Source organism: Streptomyces luteogriseus, from assembly GCF_014205055.1.
Classification (GTDB): domain Bacteria; phylum Actinomycetota; class Actinomycetes; order Streptomycetales; family Streptomycetaceae; genus Streptomyces; species Streptomyces luteogriseus.
The window spans coordinates 3,540,463-3,556,665 of record NZ_JACHMS010000001.1; the positions used below are offsets into that span (position 1 = coordinate 3,540,463).

The following is a 16,203-nucleotide window of genomic DNA, read 5'->3' on the forward strand; positions in this document are numbered from 1 at the left end:
TCGACCCCATGATCCTCAACTCTCCCTCGCCGCTATAGAGTTCGCGCTGACCGCGATGTGCAAACGGCATCGCACCAAACGGGAGGACACCGTCCATGAAGTTCACGTCGCTGGGGACCGCGGCCAGTGCCATAGCTCTCCTCGCCACGGCCCTCACCGGCACCGTCGCCACCGCCGGCACCGCCGCCGCGGCGACGCAGCCCGACTGCAGCAGCGCGCTGACCAACGTGAAGCCGAAGGCGACCGTCAACCTCCGCAGCCAGCCCAAGACGAGCTCGACCGCTCTCGGCACCTGGGGCAAGGGCCAGAAGGGCGGCATCTGCTTCGGCGGCAGCAAGCCCGTCACCGGCGGCAGCTACACGGCCTGCGGCAAGACGAGCAACAAGTGGTACTTCGGCGGCCCCAACAGCACCAGCGTGGAGGGATGGGTCCCCGCGACCTGCCTGCCCATCTGAGCAGCTGACGGCCTGACCGGCTGAAGGAAGGGGCGAAGGCGCCATCCGGCCGTTCGCCCCTTCCGCTCACCCCGGCTTCCCGCTCACTCCACCGTCACCGACTTGGCCAGGTTCCGGGGCTGGTCCACCTCGTTGCCCCGGGCCGTCGCCAGTTCACACGCGAACACCTGGAGCGGCACCGTCGCGACGAGCGGCTGCAGCAGGGTCGGCGTGGCGGGGATCCGGACCAGATGGTCCGCGTACGGCACGACCGCCTCGTCACCCTCCTCGGCGATGACGATCGTCCGCGCACCCCTGGCCCGGATCTCCTGGATGTTGGACACGATCTTGTCGTGCAGCACCGATCGCCCGCGCGGCGACGGCACCACCACGACCACCGGCAGGTCCTCCTCGATCAGGGCGATCGGCCCGTGCTTCAGCTCCCCGGCCGCGAACCCCTCCGCGTGCATGTAGGCGAGTTCCTTGAGCTTCAGCGCGCCTTCGAGCGCCACCGGATACCCCACGTGCCGGCCGAGGAACAGCACCGTCTTCTTCGAGGCCAGCGTGCGCGCCAGCTCCCGCACCGGCTCCATCGTGCCCAGCACCTGATCCACCGCACCGGCGATCGACGACAGGTCGCGGATCACCGCCCGGATCTCGTCGCCCCACTTCGTGCCGCGCACCTGGCCCAGGTACAGGGCGACCAGGTAGCACGCCACGAGCTGCGTCAGGAACGCCTTGGTCGAGGCGACGGCCACCTCCGGCCCGGCGTGCGTGTACAGCACCGCGTCCGACTCGCGGGGAATCGTGGATCCGTTGGTGTTGCAGATCGCCAGCACCTTGGAGCCCTGCTCACGGGCGTGCCGCAGCGCCATCAGCGTGTCCATGGTCTCGCCGGACTGGGAGATGGCGATGACGAGCGTCTGCGCGTCCAGGATCGGGTCCCGGTAGCGGAACTCGCTGGCCAGCTCCACCTCGCAGGGCAGCCGCGTCCAGTGCTCGATCGCGTACTTGGCGATCATCCCGGCGTGGAAGGCCGTACCGCAGGCGACGATGACGACCTTGTCGATCTCCCGCAGCACCCCTGGGGGGATCCGCACCTCGTCGAGCGTCAGCGAACCGGAACCGTCGATCCGGCCCAGGAGCGTGTCGGCGACCGCCTTGGGCTGCTCGGCGATCTCCTTGAGCATGAAGTAGTCGTAGCCGCCCTTCTCGGCCGCCGAGGCGTCCCAGTCGACGTGGTAGGACCGTACGTCGGCCGGGCTGCCGTCGAAGCCCGTCACCGTCACGCCGTCCCGGCGCAGCTCCACCACCTGGTCCTGGCCGAGCTCGATCGCCGAGCGCGTGTGGGCGATGAACGCGGCGACGTCCGAGGCGAGAAAGGCCTCGCCGTCCCCGACACCGACCACCAGCGGCGAGTTCCGCCGCGCGCCCACCACCACGTCCGGCTCGTCGGCATGCACCGCGACCAGCGTGAACGCGCCCTCCAGCCGCCGGCACACCAGCCGCATCGCCTCGGCGAGATCCGCGCAGGAGGAGAACTCCTCGGCGAGCAGATGGGCGACGACCTCGGTGTCCGTCTCGGAGGCCAGGTCGTGGCCGCGCTCCGCGAGCTCGGCGCGCAGCAGGGCGAAGTTCTCGATGATGCCGTTGTGCACCACCGCGACCCGGCCCGCGTTGTCGATGTGCGGGTGGGCGTTGGTGTCCGTCGGTCCGCCGTGCGTGGCCCACCGGGTGTGCCCGATGCCCGTCGCGCCGGCCGGCAGCGGTCTGCCGTCCAGCTCCTTCTCCAGGTTGAGCAGCTTCCCGGCCTTCTTGGCCGTCGCCAGCCCGCCGTCGGCCAGGACGGCGACACCCGCCGAGTCGTACCCCCGGTACTCCAGCCGTTTCAGCCCGGCCATCACGACCTCGAGCGCGGACTGCGGCCCCACGTATCCCACGATTCCACACATGGGCGGCAGCTTAGGGTCGATTCCCGCGCCGAACCGGCCGCAGCGTGCCCGAAATCGGAAATTCCCGCCGGGGTACGAACCCCGGAGCACACGAGGTGCTTGGCCGGTTTTCCCCTACGGCCGCGCTGAAAGAACCCGCGTGACGGATCCCACCTCACCATCCGTTCGTACGCCCGTAACAATGGACTGTGATCTCTCCGGTCTCCTCGATACCCCGGAGCGCCCACCGGCCCCGCCCGGAGGCGACTCCCTACCTCGACCTCACCCGAGCCGAGTGGAGCGCGCTGCGTGACAAGACGCCGCTGCCGCTCACGGCCGAGGAGGTCGAGAAGCTGCGCGGTCTCGGCGACGTGATCGACCTCGACGAGGTGCGGGACATCTATCTCCCGCTGTCCCGCCTGCTCAATCTGTACGTCGGTGCCACCGACGGCCTCAGAGGGGCGCTGAACACGTTCCTGGGCGAGAAGGGCTCCCAGTCGGGCACCCCGTTCGTCATAGGGGTGGCCGGTTCGGTCGCCGTGGGGAAGTCGACGGTCGCCCGCCTCCTCCAGGCCCTGCTCTCCCGCTGGCCCGAGCACCCGCGCGTCGAGCTGGTCACCACCGACGGCTTCCTGCTCCCCACCCAGGAGCTCAAGGCCCGCGGCCTGATGTCCCGCAAGGGCTTCCCGGAGTCCTACGACCGCCGCGCCCTGACCCGCTTCGTCGCCGACATCAAGGCCGGCAAGGACGAGGTCACCGCGCCCGTCTACTCCCACCTCATCTACGACATCGTCCCCGACAAGCGGCTCACGGTCCGCCGTCCGGACATCCTGATCGTCGAGGGACTGAACGTCCTGCAGCCGGCCCTGCCCGGCAAGGACGGCCGCACCCGGGTCGGTCTCGCCGACTACTTCGACTTCAGCGTGTACGTCGACGCCCGCGTCGAGGACGTCGAGACCTGGTACCTCAACCGCTTCCGCAAGCTGCGCGCGACCGCCTTCCAGAACCCCTCCTCGTACTTCCGCAAGTACACCCAGGTCTCGGAGGAGGAGGCCCTCGACTACGCCCGCACCATGTGGCGCACGATCAACCGGCCCAACCTGGTCGAGAACATCGCCCCGACCCGCGGCCGCGCCACCCTCGTCCTGCGCAAGGGCCCGGACCACAAGGTGCAGCGCCTCAGCCTGCGCAAGCTGTGACACCGGTGGAAAGGCGGGTTAGATGGGCGCCATGCTCCATCTGCGTCTGATCACACCGCCCGACCGGACCGACGAGGTGGTCCGGCTGATCGAGAAGACGGTCGGCACCACCCACCTGGTCGTACTGCCGGGCGTCGCCCGCGACCCGGGGGGCGATGTCGTCATGTGCGACGTGGCGCGGGAGGCTGGCGACGAACTGCTCGCCGGGCTGCGGGACCTGGGCATCGACACCACCGGCTCCATCGCCGTCGAGTCCATAGACCTGTCCCTGTCGGAGCGGGCCGACAAGGCGGAGGCCGACGCACCGGGCGAGGGCGCGGACGCGGTCCTGTGGGAGCAGCTGACCGAGGCGACGCACGAGGAGTCGACCCTCTCCGTCACCTACCTCGCCTTCATCACGCTCGCCACGATGATCGCCGCCTGCGGTGTGGTGCTGGACAACGCGATCCTGATCGTGGGCGCCATGGCGGTGGGCCCCGAGTTCGGTCCCCTCACCGGCATCTGCACCGCCATCGTCCGGCGCCGACCTCGCCTGGCCCTTCGCTCGCTGATCGCACTGCTGGTGGGCTTCGTGGCGGCGATGGCGGTGACGGTCGGCTTCAGCCTCTTCATGGACGCCGTCGACCTGTTCAGCGAGCACCAGCTCAGGGCCGACCGCCCCAATACGGGCTTCATCTACGCCCCGGACTGGTTCTCCTTCGTCGTGGCGGTCCTGGCCGGCATCGCCGGCACCCTCTCCCTGACCTCGGCCAAGTCGGGCGCCCTGGTCGGTGTGGCCATCTCGGTCACCACGATCCCGGCGGCGGCGAACGCGGCCGTGGCCCTGAGCTACGGCGACACGAAGCAGACCTGGGGCTCCACCGAGCAACTCCTGCTGAACCTGCTGGGCATCATCGTGGCGGGCACGCTGACGCTGCTGACGCAGAAGTGGTTCTGGGCGAAACAACGCCGACGCATCTAGAAGGGGCCTGGGGACCAATGCCCCAAGGGGCGCGGGGAACTGCGCGACAAGCCACGACGAACCCGCAGCCCGGCCCCGACAGAAGCCCCCAGCGCCCTTCCCGGTTCACTAACCGAGCGCCGACTTCACCGCATCGGCCAACCGCCCCGCAACAGACCGAGCCTGCTCGATATCGGCCGCCTCGACCATCACCCGGACCAACGGCTCGGTCCCGGACGGACGGAGCAGCACCCGCCCGGTCTCCCCGAGTTCCCGCTCCGCGTCCGAGACCGCCGCCGACAGCTCCGCGGACGTCCGCACGCGCGTCCTGTCGACATCCGGCACATTGATCAGCACCTGCGGCAGCCGCTTCATGACACCGGCGAGATCCGCCAGCGTGCGCCCGCTCTGCGCCACCCGCGCCGCCAGCAGCATCCCGGTCAGCGTCCCGTCGCCGGTCGTCGCGTGGTCGAGGATGATGACGTGCCCGGACTGCTCTCCCCCGAGGGCGAACCCGTGCTCCTTCATCTCCTCCAGCACGTACCGGTCACCCACGGCGGTCTGCACCAGCCGGATGCCCTCCCGCTCCATGGCGAGCTTGAACCCGAGGTTGGACATCACCGTGGCCACGACCGTGTCGGACCGCAGCTCGGACCGCTCCCGCATCGCCAGCGCGAGCACGGCGAGGATCTGGTCCCCGTCCACCTCCGTGCCGGTGTGGTCGACGGCGAGGCACCGGTCGGCGTCACCGTCGTGCGCGATGCCGAGATCGGCCCCGTGCTCGACGACGGCGGCCTTGATCTTGTCCAGGTGCGTCGAACCGCACCCGTCGTTGATGTTGAGCCCGTCCGGCTCGGCACCGATCGTCACGACCTCGGCACCGGCCCGCTGGAACACCTCCGGCGACACCCGGGCGGCGGCGCCGTGCGCCTCGTCGAGGACGACCTTCAGCCCGTCGAGCCGGTTCGGCAGGACGCTCAGCAGATGCGCGACGTACCGGTCGGAGCCCTCGTCGTAGTCGCGGACGCGACCCACCCCGGACCCGGTCGGCCGGTCCCACGGGGCGCCGGTGCGGTGCTCCTCGTAGACGGACTCGATCCGGTCCTCCAGCTCGTCGGCGAGCTTGTGCCCACCGCGGGCGAAGAACTTGACGCCGTTGTCGGGCATGGCGTTGTGACTCGCGGAGAGCATCACACCGAGGTCGGCGCCGAGCTCCCCGGTCAGGTGGGCCACGGCGGGCGTCGGCAGCACGCCGACCCGCAGGACGTCCACTCCGGCGCTGGCGAGGCCCGCGACCACGGCCGCCTCCAGGAACTCCCCGGACGCACGGGGGTCACGCCCGACCACGGCCTTCGGCCGGTGTCCCTCGAACGTGCCCGCCTCGGCCAGTACGTGTGCCGCGGCCACGGAGAGGCCCAGGGCCATCTCCGCCGTCAGATCCGCGTTGGCGACACCGCGCACGCCGTCCGTGCCGAAGAGTCGTCCCACAGTGGTGTCCTCCGAATTGCTGAAGAGAATGCGGCTCACATCCCCGAGTACGCCCCCTGAGACTGTCCGGGGGCTGTAGGGGTTGTGTAAACGAAACCGCCCCGGCAGCACAACCGTGCCGCCGAGGCGATCGTTGCGAAGCCAGTCGCAAGGACCGGGCGTCGCGATTAGCGCTTGCTGTACTGCGGAGCCTTGCGGGCCTTCTTGAGACCGGCCTTCTTGCGCTCGACCGCACGGTCGTCGCGCTTGAGGAAGCCGGCCTTCTTCAGCGGGCCGCGGTTGTTGTCGACGTCGGCCTCGTTCAGCGCACGGGCGACACCGAGACGGAGCGCACCGGCCTGGCCGGAGACGCCGCCACCGGAGATGCGGGCGACAACGTCGTAACGGTCGTCGAGCTCGAGCACCTTGAAGGGCTCGTTGACTTCCTGCTGGTGCACCTTGTTCGGGAAGTAGTCCTCGAGGGTGCGACCGTTGATCTTCCACTTGCCGGTGCCCGGGACGATCCGGACGCGGGCGATGGCGTTCTTACGACGGCCCAGGCCGGCGGCCGGCTGGGGCTCACCGAAGCGGGAGGCCATGGACTCCGAGGTGTACTCACCCTCGACGGGGACCTCGGACTCGGTGGTGTAGCTGTCGATGTCAAGCTCTTCGAGCGGCTGCTCGGCAGTGGTCTCGGCCACGATTCTCCTCAGATTCTGTTCAGTCTTGGGGGCGGCCGGACTTACTGCGCGACCTGGGTGATCTCGTACGGCTGCGGCTGCTGCGCGCCGTGCGGGTGCTGGTCACCCTTGTAGACCTTCAGCTTCGAGAGCATCTGACGGCCCAGCGTGTTCTTGGGGAGCATGCCCTTGACGGCCTTCTCGATGGCCTTCTCGGGGTTCTTGTCGAGGAGCTCGTCGTAACGGACGGAGCGCAGACCACCCGGGTAGCCGGAGTGGCGGTACGCCATCTTCTGGGTCCGCTTGTTGCCGGACAGGTGCACCTTGTCCGCGTTGATGATGATGACGAAGTCACCAGCGTCGACGTGGGGGGCGTAGATCGGCTTGTGCTTGCCCCGGAGGAGCGTCGCGGCAGTGGTGGCGAGACGACCCAGGACAACGTCCTGGGCGTCGATGACGTGCCACTGGCGCGTCACATCGCCGGGCTTGGGGCTGTACGTACGCACGGTTCGTAGCCTTCGCTTCGAGTGAATGGTCCATAACTGGTCACCGAAACGATCACGACAGCCTGGACCGCACTGCGGCGACGCATACCGCGTACGTGGGGTCGCTGGTCATCGGCCCGGTGGACCGGTGTAAGGGCCCGTCCCGTGAGAATGAGCAAGCCAATACACAACGAACAAGCAGAATACCGGGGTACACCACAAGGGTCAAAACGCGGTATCACCGCAGCCGTCCGGTCACCGAGGCGTACAGGACGGCACAGAGCGTGACGACCCTGCGCAGCGTCCGGCGCCGCACCGGCCTCGCGAACGGAAACACCGACGAGAGCGCCACGTCGACGGCGACCGCGGCACACCAGCGCACCGAGGATCCACCACCGCGCGGACGACGGGACGCCCCCAGCACCCCCACCACGACCGACGGCCACACCCCGGCCGTGAGGCCCGGCCACGACAGCAGGCACCCCAGCAGGAGCACGGCCGTCAGCAGTCGCCCCAACCACCCGGAGATGTCAGCTTTGCCCGTGCGCATGGAAGGAACGCTAGGGGTTTGAGGGCCGATCCGGGCGGACCAGCACACCCCTTGTCCCGTCTAAGATGCGGCCCATGAGCTATGGGCAGCAGGGGGGACCTCAGTCCCAGTGGGATCCCTGGAAACCGCAGTCGCAGCAGCCCTGGAACAGCGGGGGCGGCCAGGGGCCGGACTGGGCGGCGCTCGCTGAAGCGTCCGAGGCCCGCAACAAGCGACGCCGGGTGCTGCTGATCGGCGGTGGCGCGCTGGCCACGGTCGCGATCGGCACCGCCGTCGCCGTGGCCGTCGTCTCGGCGGGCGGCGACAACAAGGGGAACCCGACCTCCCTGCCGTCGGCCGACATCCCGAGCCAGACCGCCTCGGCCCCGTCGTTCGCCCCCACGAGCGCCCCTCCCCCTCTGGACCCGAAGGACTTCATCGCCAGCGCGAAGAAGGACAAGGCCCCGCTCAGCCCGGCCACCCTCTTCCCGGGCACCCAGCTCACCATGGGCGAGACGGTCTACAAGAAGGGCCCCACGGCCGACACCAGGAGCTGCGGCTCGGCGGCCGGCGGCACCCTCCCCAAGATCCTCACCGGGAACGACTGCACCCGCCTGATACGCGTGACCTACGTCAAGGACGACATGGCGGTGACGGTCGGCGTGGCCGTCTTCGACACCGAGGCCCAGGCCGCCAAGGCCAAGGGCCAGAGCACCAAGAAGAGCTTCATCAAGTCGCTCTCCGGCGGTGGCGTCAAGCCCTTCTGCGAGTCCGGCTTCTGCCGCACGACGAGCAACTCCTACGGCCGCTACGCCTACTTCACCAACGCCGGCTTCACCAACGGCAAGGACGTGACACCCAAGGACACCGCGGTCTACAAGACCGGGGACGACCTGGGCCAGTTCACGTTCAACCAGATCCGCCGCCGCGGCGAAGCCCAGGCCTCGGCCGCGGCCGACGAGTGACCGGACGTCAGCAGCAGCCGGCCGACGGCAACGACCGCTTGTTCCGCGCCTCCTTGCTGCGCGCGGCGAGCAGTTCGTCGGCCGGGTAGCCGACCTCCTCCAGCGTCAGCCCGTGCGGCCGTACGACGTGCACGGCCGAGTCCCGCACCCCCGCCGCCAGCACCTTCCCCGGCCAGTCGGCGGGCCGGTGGCCGTCCCCGACGAACAGCAGCGCCCCGATGAGCGAGCGCACCATGTTGTGGCAGAAGGCGTCGGCCCGCACGGTGGCGGTGATGATCCCGTCCTCACCCCGCACCAGGCTGAGTTCCTGGAGCGTGCGGATGGTGGTCGCCCCCTCCCGCTTCTTGCAGTAGGCGGCGAAGTCGTGTTCGCCCAGCAGCCCCCGGGCGGCCTCGTTCATGGCCGCCACGTCGAGGGGCCAGTCGTGCCACAGCACATGACTGCGCAGCAGCGGGTCCACCCCCCCGGGGTTGTCGGTCACCCGGTACGCGTAGCGCCTCCAGACCGCCGAGAAGCGGGCGTTGAAGCCGCTGGGCGCCTCCCTGAGGGCCCAGACGCGTACGTCCCGGGGCAGCCGGCCCGCGAGCCGCTTGAGCAGCTTCTGGTGGTGCTCGGCCCACACCTCGCGCGGCAGATCGACATGGGCGACCTGCCCCCGCGCGTGCACACCGGCGTCGGTACGCCCCGCGACGGTCAGCTCGTACGTCTCCCGCGACCGCGTCACGGTCCGCAGGGCGTCCTCGATCTCCCCCTGCACGGTCCGCCGTCCCCCGGCCTGCTTGGCCCACCCGGAGAACTCGCTCCCGTCGTACGACAGATCGAGCCGGACCCGGACGTGCCCGGTCTCCACTTCGTCACTCACCCCAGGATCCTCTCACCCACACGAAGGCGGGCCCGCCCCCTCCAAGAGGGAACGGACCCGCCAACAACGCCCTTGAGGCGCGCGGAGAACTGCGCGAACAACCACGACGATGCCGCAGCCGCCGACGCACAGCCCCCGGCAGACGCTTACGCGTCCTTGGACTCCTCGGCGTCCTCGGCCTTGGTCGTGTCGACCTGAGCCTCGGCAGCCTCGTTGTCCTTCGCGGCGCGCTTGGTCGCGGCCTCGGCCTCGCCGGTCGCCTCCTGCGCCACCGTCAGCGCCTCGACCAGCTCGATGACAGCCATGGGCGCGTTGTCGCCACGGCGGTTACCGATCTTGGTGATGCGGGTGTAGCCACCCGGACGGTTCTCGTAGCGCGGGCCGATCTCGGTGAAGAGCGTGTGCACGATGCTCTTGTCCGTGATGACCTGGAGCACCTGACGGCGGTTGTGAAGGTCGCCCTTCTTCGCCTTGGTGACCAGACGCTCGGCGTACGGACGCAGCTTGCGCGCCTTCGCCTCGGTGGTGGTGATGCGGCCGTGCTCGAAGAGCGCCTTCGCGAGGTTCGCGAGGAGCAGCTTCTCGTGCGCGGCGCTGCCGCCCATACGGGCACCCTTGGTGGGCTTCGGCATGGAACTTCTCCTAGGTGTCTGCCCCGGCCGTATCAGGTACCGGGGTCAGTATCCGAGCGAGCGGGTTTGCCCGTCGGAGATCCAGGCCCCCCGCAGGGGGCCTGGAAGGGGCGCGGGGAACTGCGCGATCAAGCACAGCGCATCCGCACCCGAGTACGGACCGGAAGGCCCGAGCTCTCAGTACTGCTCGGTCTCCACGAACCCGGCGTCCGCGTCGTCGTCCGCACCGAAGGCGTCGGCGGCAGCGGTCGGGTCGAACCCGGGAGGCGAGTCCTTGAGCGCGAGGCCCATGCCCGCCAGCTTCGCCTTGACCTCGTCGATCGACTTCGCACCGAAGTTGCGGATGTCGAGCAGGTCGGCCTCGGAACGCGCGACGAGCTCACCCACGGAGTGGATGCCCTCGCGCTTGAGGCAGTTGTACGACCGAACGGTGAGCTCCAGCTCCTCGATCGGCAGCGCCAGATCGGCGGCCAGGGCGGCATCCGTGGGGGACGGGCCCATGTCGATGCCCTCGGCGTCGATGTTCAGCTCGCGGGCGAGACCGAACAGCTCGACCAGGGTCTTGCCGGCGGACGCCATGGCGTCACGCGGGCGCATGGCCTGCTTGGTCTCGACGTCGACGATCAGCTTGTCGAAGTCGGTCCGCTGCTCGACACGCGTGGCCTCGACCTTGTAGGTGACCTTGAGAACCGGCGAGTAGATCGAGTCGACCGGGATGCGCCCGATCTCCTGACCGACCTGCTTGTTCTGCACGGCGGAGACGTAACCGCGGCCACGCTCGACCGTGAGCTCCATCTCCAGCTTGCCCTTGCCGTTGAGCGTGGCGAGGACCAGGTCCGGGTTGTGCACCTCGACACCGGCCGGGGGCGCGATGTCGGCGGCGGTGACCAGACCCGGGCCCTGCTTGCGCAGGTACATCACGACCGGCTCGTCGTGCTCCGAGGAGACGACCAGCTGCTTGATGTTGAGGATCAGGTCGGTGACGTCCTCCTTGACGCCCGGCACGGTGGTGAACTCGTGCAGCACGCCGTCGATGCGGATGGACGTGACCGCCGCACCCGGGATCGAGGAGAGGAGGGTCCGGCGCAGGGAGTTGCCGAGGGTGTAACCGAAGCCCGGCTCCAGCGGCTCGATCACGAACCGGGAGCGGAATTCGTCGACGACCTCTTCGGTCAACGAGGGACGCTGAGCGATCAGCATGTTGCGATTCCTTCAGTCATGGGCACCCACTATTTGATGCCCGACTAGTACTGCAAGGGTACGGGCGGCACAGCCCTTTGCGAGAGCCGTACCGCCCGGAAACCTCAGACCAAACGGTCGTGCGTCAGACGCGACGGCGCTTGGGCGGACGGCAGCCGTTGTGCGGGGTCGGCGTGACGTCCTGGATCGAACCGACCTCGAGGCCGGTGGCCTGGAGGGAGCGGATCGCGGTCTCACGGCCCGAGCCGGGACCCTTGACGAACACGTCCACCTTGCGCATGCCGTGCTCCTGCGCGCGGCGGGCGGCCGACTCGGCGGCCATCTGCGCGGCGAAGGGGGTCGACTTGCGCGAGCCCTTGAAGCCGACGTGGCCGGCGGAGGCCCAGGAGATCACGTTGCCCGAGGGGTCCGTGATCGAGACGATCGTGTTGTTGAACGTGCTCTTGATGTGCGCGTGGCCGTGAGCGACGTTCTTCTTTTCCTTGCGGCGCACCTTCTTGGCAGCGCCCTGACGACCCTTGGGGGGCATCTATAACTCCTACGGGAGGTGGTCGGTCCTACAGCGAAGACCGCTGATAAGCGTCCGCTGAGGACTACTTCTTGCCCGGCTTCTTCTTACCGGCGATGGCGCGACGCGGGCCCTTGCGGGTACGCGCGTTCGTGCTGGTGCGCTGACCGCGGACGGGCAGGCCGCGACGGTGACGCAGACCCTGGTAGGTACCGATCTCGACCTTGCGGCGGATGTCGGCCTGAACCTCGCGACGGAGGTCACCCTCGGTCTTGATGTTGTTGTCGACGTACTCGCGGATCGCGACGAGCTGCTCCTCGGAGAGGTCGCGAACGCGGGTGTTCGGGTCGACGCCGGTGGCGGCCAGCGTCTGCTGCGAGAGGGTCCGGCCGATGCCGAACACGTAGGTGAGGGCGATCTCCACGCGCTTTTCGCGCGGGATGTCAACACCGGAAACGCGTGCCATTCAATGGCTCCAGTTGCTTGACGGAGGTCTTCCACAGAACCGACTCCCAGTCGCCGTACCAGGTACGAACTGGGTCCCCGGCCTCCGACCGGGGGTATCAGACCCGGAGGTCTGGGTCCTGCGTATGAACATATTCAGCTTGCGTCGCGCGAATCCCTGCGAGGAATGCAGAGGGATCGGTCGTGCGTCAGCCCTGGCGCTGCTTGTGGCGCGGGTTGTCGCAGATGACCATGACCCGACCGTGACGGCGGATCACCCTGCACTTGTCGCAGATCTTCTTGACGCTCGGCTTGACCTTCATGGGTGAGGTTCTCCGGGTCAGTGCCACCACCCCGGAAGCCGGGGCGCAGGCAAGATCTACTTGTAGCGGTAGACGATCCGGCCACGCGTCAGGTCGTACGGAGACAGCTCCACCACGACCCGGTCGTCAGGGAGGATGCGGATGTAGTGCATGCGCATCTTGCCGCTGATGTGTGCCAGGACCTGGTGGCCGTTCTGGAGCTCGACCTTGAACATGGCGTTCGGAAGAGACTCGACGACAGTGCCCTCGATCTCGATGGCACCTTGCTTCTTGGCCACGCTTCGCCCTTCGAATCGACTACCTTGATCGACTCCGTGCGAGCCGCATGCAGACATGCGGGTACACAAGAGCCGACGAGTCAGTCTACGTCAGGGCCCTCGGAAACACGAATCGAGAGAGTCTGCCCCGGCACGAACAGCTTTAAGCGCGCGCCCAAGGGGCGCGGGGAACTGCGCGACAAGCCACAACGCGCCCGCAGCCGCCCCCCGGCGTGACCGCGCGCCCCGGAGGGCGTCGGCGCTCAGCCCAACGGATCCGGAGCAGCAACGATCCCCAGCTCGGCGAGCTTCGCCTTGCCCCCGTCGGGAGCCGTCAGCACGAGCGGCCCCTCCTCCGTCAGAGCGACAGAGTGCTCCCAGTGCGATGACCACGTACCGTCCGTCGTGATGACGGTCCAGTCGTCCTGGAGGACCTCCGTCTTCGGCGTCCCCAGGGACACCATCGGCTCGATCGCGAGGCAGAAGCCGGGCACCAGCTTCGGGCCCTTGCCACGCCGCCGGTCGACGTAGTTCAGCAGGTGCGGGTCCATGTGCATCTCGGTGCCGATGCCGTGGCCGCCGTAGTCCTCGATGATCCCGTACTTGCCGCCGCCGGGCTTGGGCTGGCGGCGGATGTACGTCTCGATGGCCCGGGAGACGTCGACCAGGCGGTTGCCCTGCTTCATGGCGGCGATGCCGGCCCACATCGACTCCTCGGTCACCCGGGAGAGCTCGATCAGCTCCGGGGAGTGGCCGGAGCCCACGAAGGCCGTGAAGGCCGCGTCGCCATGCCAGCCGTCGATGATCGCGCCGCAGTCGATGGAGATGACGTCGCCGTCCTTGAGGACGACGTCGTCGGACGGGATGCCGTGGACGACGACCTCGTTCACGGACGTGCAGATCGTCGCCGGGAAGCCGCCGTAGCCGAGGAAGTTCGGCTTGGCGTTGTGCTCGGCGAGGACCTTGCGGGCCACTTGGTCCAGATCCCTCGTCGTCGCCCCGGGCACCGCGGCCTCACCGGTCGCCGCGTGGATGGCCGCGACGACCAGCCCCGCCTCACGCATCTTGGCGATCTGCTCGGGGCTCTTGATCTGCACCATGGGAGCTACGGCCTTTCTGGACCTTCGGGGACGACGAACGCCTTCAACGATACGGGGCCGCGCGCCGGACCCCGCCCACACAGCAGCCGCGGTCCCCCGAGGGGAACCGCGGCCGTAGCTGTGCACGGACGACTACTTGTCGTCCTCGCCACGCTTCAGCGCCTCCATGGCGCGCGTCGTGACGTCCTCCACCTTGCCGAGCGCGGAGATCGTGACCACCAGGCCCTGGGCCTTGTAGTAGTCGATGATCGGCTCGGTCTGGGTGTGGTAGACCTCCAGCCGCGTACGGACCGTCTCCTCGGAGTCGTCGTCCCGCTGGTACAGCTCGCCGCCGCAGACGTCGCAGACGCCTTCCTTGGCCGGCTGCTTGTACGTCACGTGGAAGACGTGCGAGGAGTCGTTGCGGCAGATGCGGCGGCCGGCGATGCGCTTGACCACCTCGTCCTCGGGGACCTCCAGGTCCAGCACCGCGTCGAGCTGCATGCTCTCGGTCTCGAGCAGCTCGTCGAGCGCCTCGGCCTGCGAGACATTGCGAGGGAAGCCGTCCAGCAGGAAACCGTTCTCGGCGTCCGGCTGCTCCATGCGGTCCTTCGCCATCGCGATGGTGACCTCGTCGGGCACGAGGTTGCCCGCGTCCATGTAGGACTTCGCCAGTTTGCCGAGTTCCGTCTGCCGGCTGATGTTGGCCCGGAACAGGTCGCCCGTGGAGATGTGCGGGATCGACAGGTTCTTGGCCAGGAACGCGGCCTGCGTTCCCTTACCGGCGCCCGGCGGCCCGACGAGGACGATACGCATCAGCGGAGGAACCCTTCGTAATTGCGCTGCTGGAGCTGGCTTTCGATCTGCTTCACGGTCTCGAGACCCACACCCACGATGATCAGGATGCTGGTCCCGCCGAACGGGAAGTTCTGGTTTGCCCCGAAACCAACCAACGCCATCGTCGGTACGAGAGCGATCAGACCCAGATACAGCGAACCCGGCCAGGTGATCCGGTTGAGTACGTAGCTCAGGTACTCAGCGGTCGGTCGGCCAGCCCGGATGCCCGGGATGAAGCCACCATACTTCTTCATGTTGTCGGCGACTTCTTCGGGGTTGAAGGAGATCGCCACATAGAAGAACGCGAAGAAAACGATCAGCAGGAAGTACGAAATGATGTAGTACGGGTGGTCGCCCTTGACGAAGTGTTGCTCGATCCAGGTCTTCCACTCCGACTTGCCTCCGGCGAACTGAGCGATCAGCGCCGGGATGTAGAGCAGCGAAGAAGCGAAGATGACGGGGATCACACCCGCCTGGTTCACCTTGAGCGGGATGTAGGTGGACGTACCGCCGTAGGAACGACGGCCGATCATGCGCTTGGCGTACTGGACCGGGATACGGCGCTGGGCCTGCTCGACGAAGACCACCAGGCCGACCATGACGAGGCCGACCAGGATGACCGTGCCGAACTCGATCCAGCCGCCGGCCAGGGAGCCCTGCTTCTTGATGGCCCACAGAGCGGACGGGAAGGTGGCGGCGATCGAGATGAACATCAGGATCGACATGCCGTTGCCGATGCCGCGGTCGGTGATGAGCTCACCGAGCCACATCACGGCGGCCGTACCGGCGGTCATCGTGATGACCATGGTGATGGTGACGAAGATCGACTGGTCGGGGACGATCTGGCTGGCCACCGGGCAGCCGGTGAACAGAGCGCCGCTACGGGCGGTGGCGACGAGACCGGTGCCCTGGAGAATCGCGAGGGCGATCGTCAGGTAACGGGTGTACTGCGTGATCTTCGCCGTACCGGCCTGGCCCTCCTTCTTCAGGGCTTCCAGACGCGGGATCACCACGGTCAGCAGCTGCAGAATGATGCTCGCCGTGATGTACGGCATGATGCCCAGCGCGAAGATCGTGATCTGCAGCAGCGCGCCGCCACTGAACATGTTGACCAGACCGAAGAGACCCTGGTTGGCCTGGGCGTTGTCGATACAGGTCTGGACGTTCCGGTAATCGACACCAGGGATCGGGATATGTGTACCGACCCGATAGACCACGATGATGGCGAGCGTGAAGAGCAGCTTCTTGCGCAGGTCGGGCGTCTTGAACGCCCGGGCGAACGCGGTGAGCACGGTGCCTCCTGCGACCCCCGCGCAACTGCGTCAAGGGTGACGGTCTTGAGGTTCGACGAATAGGTAACGGTCAACTGCCGCTCAGAGTGCCCGAAGTGAAGCACCCTGTGAAAAGAGGGCAGTGCAAGCCACCTTACCG

19 protein-coding genes are annotated in these 16,203 nt (G+C 68.1%); 4 read left to right on the plus strand and 15 right to left on the minus strand.

All coding sequences use genetic code 11. The features are described from left to right. The first annotated feature begins 95 nt into the window (after positions 1 to 95). Positions 96 to 455 carry a hypothetical protein gene (locus tag BJ965_RS15220; protein WP_030854585.1) on the plus strand — a complete coding sequence of 120 codons (360 nt, stop codon included), beginning with the start codon at positions 96 to 98 and terminating at the stop codon, positions 453 to 455. Between the two features lie 83 nt (positions 456 to 538). Here BJ965_RS15220 and glmS read toward each other — a convergent pair whose 3' ends face one another. Then, positions 539 to 2,386 carry a glutamine--fructose-6-phosphate transaminase (isomerizing) gene (gene glmS, locus BJ965_RS15225; RefSeq protein ID WP_184909138.1) on the minus strand — a complete coding sequence of 616 codons (1,848 nt, stop codon included), beginning with the start codon at positions 2,384 to 2,386 and terminating at the stop codon, positions 539 to 541. Positions 2,387 to 2,574: 188 nt separating this feature from the next. Between glmS and coaA the strand changes: the two genes are divergently transcribed. Both coaA and BJ965_RS15235 read left to right on the plus strand, forming a co-directional pair. Further along, the gene (coaA, locus tag BJ965_RS15230) at positions 2,575 to 3,564 is read left to right on the plus strand and encodes a type I pantothenate kinase (RefSeq protein ID WP_184909139.1); all 990 of its coding nucleotides are present in this window, start codon (positions 2,575 to 2,577) and stop codon (positions 3,562 to 3,564) included. A gap of 31 nt (positions 3,565 to 3,595) precedes the next feature. After that, positions 3,596 to 4,525 carry a DUF389 domain-containing protein gene (locus BJ965_RS15235; protein WP_184917185.1) on the plus strand — a complete coding sequence of 310 codons (930 nt, stop codon included), beginning with the start codon at positions 3,596 to 3,598 and terminating at the stop codon, positions 4,523 to 4,525. 108 nt (positions 4,526 to 4,633) lie between these two features. Here BJ965_RS15235 and glmM read toward each other — a convergent pair whose 3' ends face one another. The 4 genes from glmM to BJ965_RS15255 form a co-directional block, all read right to left on the minus strand. Further along, on the minus strand, positions 4,634 to 5,992 hold the full coding sequence (gene glmM, locus BJ965_RS15240) for a phosphoglucosamine mutase (RefSeq protein WP_184909140.1): 1,359 nt from the start codon (positions 5,990 to 5,992) through the stop codon (positions 4,634 to 4,636). A gap of 167 nt (positions 5,993 to 6,159) precedes the next feature. Continuing rightward, complete coding sequence (gene rpsI, locus BJ965_RS15245) at positions 6,160 to 6,672, minus strand: 30S ribosomal protein S9 (protein WP_030854572.1); 513 nt, start codon at positions 6,670 to 6,672, stop codon at positions 6,160 to 6,162. 41 nt (positions 6,673 to 6,713) lie between these two features. Next, positions 6,714 to 7,157 (minus strand): 50S ribosomal protein L13, encoded by a 444-nt coding sequence (gene rplM, locus BJ965_RS15250; protein WP_010036634.1) that lies wholly within the window; start codon positions 7,155 to 7,157, stop codon positions 6,714 to 6,716. A 217-nt stretch (positions 7,158 to 7,374) separates the two neighbouring features. Beyond that, positions 7,375 to 7,686 (minus strand): hypothetical protein, encoded by a 312-nt coding sequence (locus tag BJ965_RS15255; protein ID WP_184909141.1) that lies wholly within the window; start codon positions 7,684 to 7,686, stop codon positions 7,375 to 7,377. A gap of 74 nt (positions 7,687 to 7,760) precedes the next feature. Between BJ965_RS15255 and BJ965_RS15260 the strand changes: the two genes are divergently transcribed. Continuing rightward, positions 7,761 to 8,630, plus strand: coding sequence for a hypothetical protein (locus BJ965_RS15260; RefSeq protein ID WP_184909142.1), 870 nt, complete (start codon positions 7,761 to 7,763; stop codon positions 8,628 to 8,630). Positions 8,631 to 8,637: 7 nt separating this feature from the next. On the opposite strand, the gene truA is transcribed toward BJ965_RS15260, so the two are convergent. From truA to secY, 10 genes are all read right to left on the minus strand, one after another. Beyond that, positions 8,638 to 9,492, minus strand: coding sequence for a tRNA pseudouridine(38-40) synthase TruA (gene truA, locus BJ965_RS15265; RefSeq protein WP_184909143.1), 855 nt, complete (start codon positions 9,490 to 9,492; stop codon positions 8,638 to 8,640). A gap of 146 nt (positions 9,493 to 9,638) precedes the next feature. Then, positions 9,639 to 10,124: a 50S ribosomal protein L17 gene (gene rplQ / locus BJ965_RS15270; RefSeq protein WP_031105230.1), complete on the minus strand. Its 486-nt coding sequence runs from the start codon at positions 10,122 to 10,124 to the stop codon at positions 9,639 to 9,641. A 177-nt stretch (positions 10,125 to 10,301) separates the two neighbouring features. Continuing rightward, the gene (locus BJ965_RS15275; protein WP_003966937.1) at positions 10,302 to 11,324 is read right to left on the minus strand and encodes a DNA-directed RNA polymerase subunit alpha; all 1,023 of its coding nucleotides are present in this window, start codon (positions 11,322 to 11,324) and stop codon (positions 10,302 to 10,304) included. 124 nt (positions 11,325 to 11,448) lie between these two features. Further along, positions 11,449 to 11,853: a 30S ribosomal protein S11 gene (rpsK, locus tag BJ965_RS15280; protein ID WP_003956432.1), complete on the minus strand. Its 405-nt coding sequence runs from the start codon at positions 11,851 to 11,853 to the stop codon at positions 11,449 to 11,451. A gap of 64 nt (positions 11,854 to 11,917) precedes the next feature. Continuing rightward, positions 11,918 to 12,298 (minus strand): 30S ribosomal protein S13, encoded by a 381-nt coding sequence (rpsM, locus tag BJ965_RS15285; protein WP_003974244.1) that lies wholly within the window; start codon positions 12,296 to 12,298, stop codon positions 11,918 to 11,920. A gap of 187 nt (positions 12,299 to 12,485) precedes the next feature. Then, positions 12,486 to 12,599 carry a 50S ribosomal protein L36 gene (gene rpmJ, locus BJ965_RS15290; protein WP_003974245.1) on the minus strand — a complete coding sequence of 38 codons (114 nt, stop codon included), beginning with the start codon at positions 12,597 to 12,599 and terminating at the stop codon, positions 12,486 to 12,488. A 56-nt stretch (positions 12,600 to 12,655) separates the two neighbouring features. Next, complete coding sequence (infA, locus tag BJ965_RS15295) at positions 12,656 to 12,877, minus strand: translation initiation factor IF-1 (RefSeq protein ID WP_003948620.1); 222 nt, start codon at positions 12,875 to 12,877, stop codon at positions 12,656 to 12,658. Between the two features lie 242 nt (positions 12,878 to 13,119). Beyond that, a complete protein-coding gene (gene map / locus BJ965_RS15300; protein ID WP_184909144.1) occupies positions 13,120 to 13,956 on the minus strand; it encodes a type I methionyl aminopeptidase in 837 nt (278 codons plus the stop codon). 132 nt (positions 13,957 to 14,088) lie between these two features. Beyond that, positions 14,089 to 14,751, minus strand: a complete 663-nt coding sequence (locus BJ965_RS15305; RefSeq protein ID WP_184909145.1) for an adenylate kinase — start codon at positions 14,749 to 14,751, stop codon at positions 14,089 to 14,091. Next, on the minus strand, positions 14,751 to 16,064 hold the full coding sequence (gene secY, locus BJ965_RS15310; RefSeq protein WP_031105226.1) for a preprotein translocase subunit SecY: 1,314 nt from the start codon (positions 16,062 to 16,064) through the stop codon (positions 14,751 to 14,753). The genes BJ965_RS15305 and secY overlap by 1 nt, the downstream gene beginning before the upstream one ends. Positions 16,065 to 16,203: the final 139 nt, after the last annotated feature.

Excerpts from the sequence above, each read along its gene's own strand:
- rpmJ (WP_003974245.1), bottom strand. The coding sequence starts at position 12,599 with ATGAAGGTCAAGCCGAGCGTCAAGAAGATCTGCGACAAGTGCAGGGTG.
- BJ965_RS15275 (WP_003966937.1), bottom strand. The coding sequence starts at position 11,324 with ATGCTGATCGCTCAGCGTCCCTCGTTGACCGAAGAGGTCGTCGACGAA.
- BJ965_RS15260 (WP_184909142.1), top strand. The coding sequence starts at position 7,761 with ATGAGCTATGGGCAGCAGGGGGGACCTCAGTCCCAGTGGGATCCCTGG.
- glmS (WP_184909138.1), bottom strand. The coding sequence starts at position 2,386 with ATGTGTGGAATCGTGGGATACGTGGGGCCGCAGTCCGCGCTCGAGGTC.
- BJ965_RS15305 (WP_184909145.1), bottom strand. The coding sequence starts at position 14,751 with ATGCGTATCGTCCTCGTCGGGCCGCCGGGCGCCGGTAAGGGAACGCAG.
- BJ965_RS15235 (WP_184917185.1), top strand. The coding sequence starts at position 3,596 with ATGCTCCATCTGCGTCTGATCACACCGCCCGACCGGACCGACGAGGTG.
- map (WP_184909144.1), bottom strand. The coding sequence starts at position 13,956 with ATGGTGCAGATCAAGAGCCCCGAGCAGATCGCCAAGATGCGTGAGGCG.
- rpsM (WP_003974244.1), bottom strand. The coding sequence starts at position 12,298 with ATGGCACGCGTTTCCGGTGTTGACATCCCGCGCGAAAAGCGCGTGGAG.
- BJ965_RS15220 (WP_030854585.1), top strand. The coding sequence starts at position 96 with ATGAAGTTCACGTCGCTGGGGACCGCGGCCAGTGCCATAGCTCTCCTC.
- rpsK (WP_003956432.1), bottom strand. The coding sequence starts at position 11,853 with ATGCCCCCCAAGGGTCGTCAGGGCGCTGCCAAGAAGGTGCGCCGCAAG.
- rplQ (WP_031105230.1), bottom strand. The coding sequence starts at position 10,124 with ATGCCGAAGCCCACCAAGGGTGCCCGTATGGGCGGCAGCGCCGCGCAC.
- BJ965_RS15255 (WP_184909141.1), bottom strand. The coding sequence starts at position 7,686 with ATGCGCACGGGCAAAGCTGACATCTCCGGGTGGTTGGGGCGACTGCTG.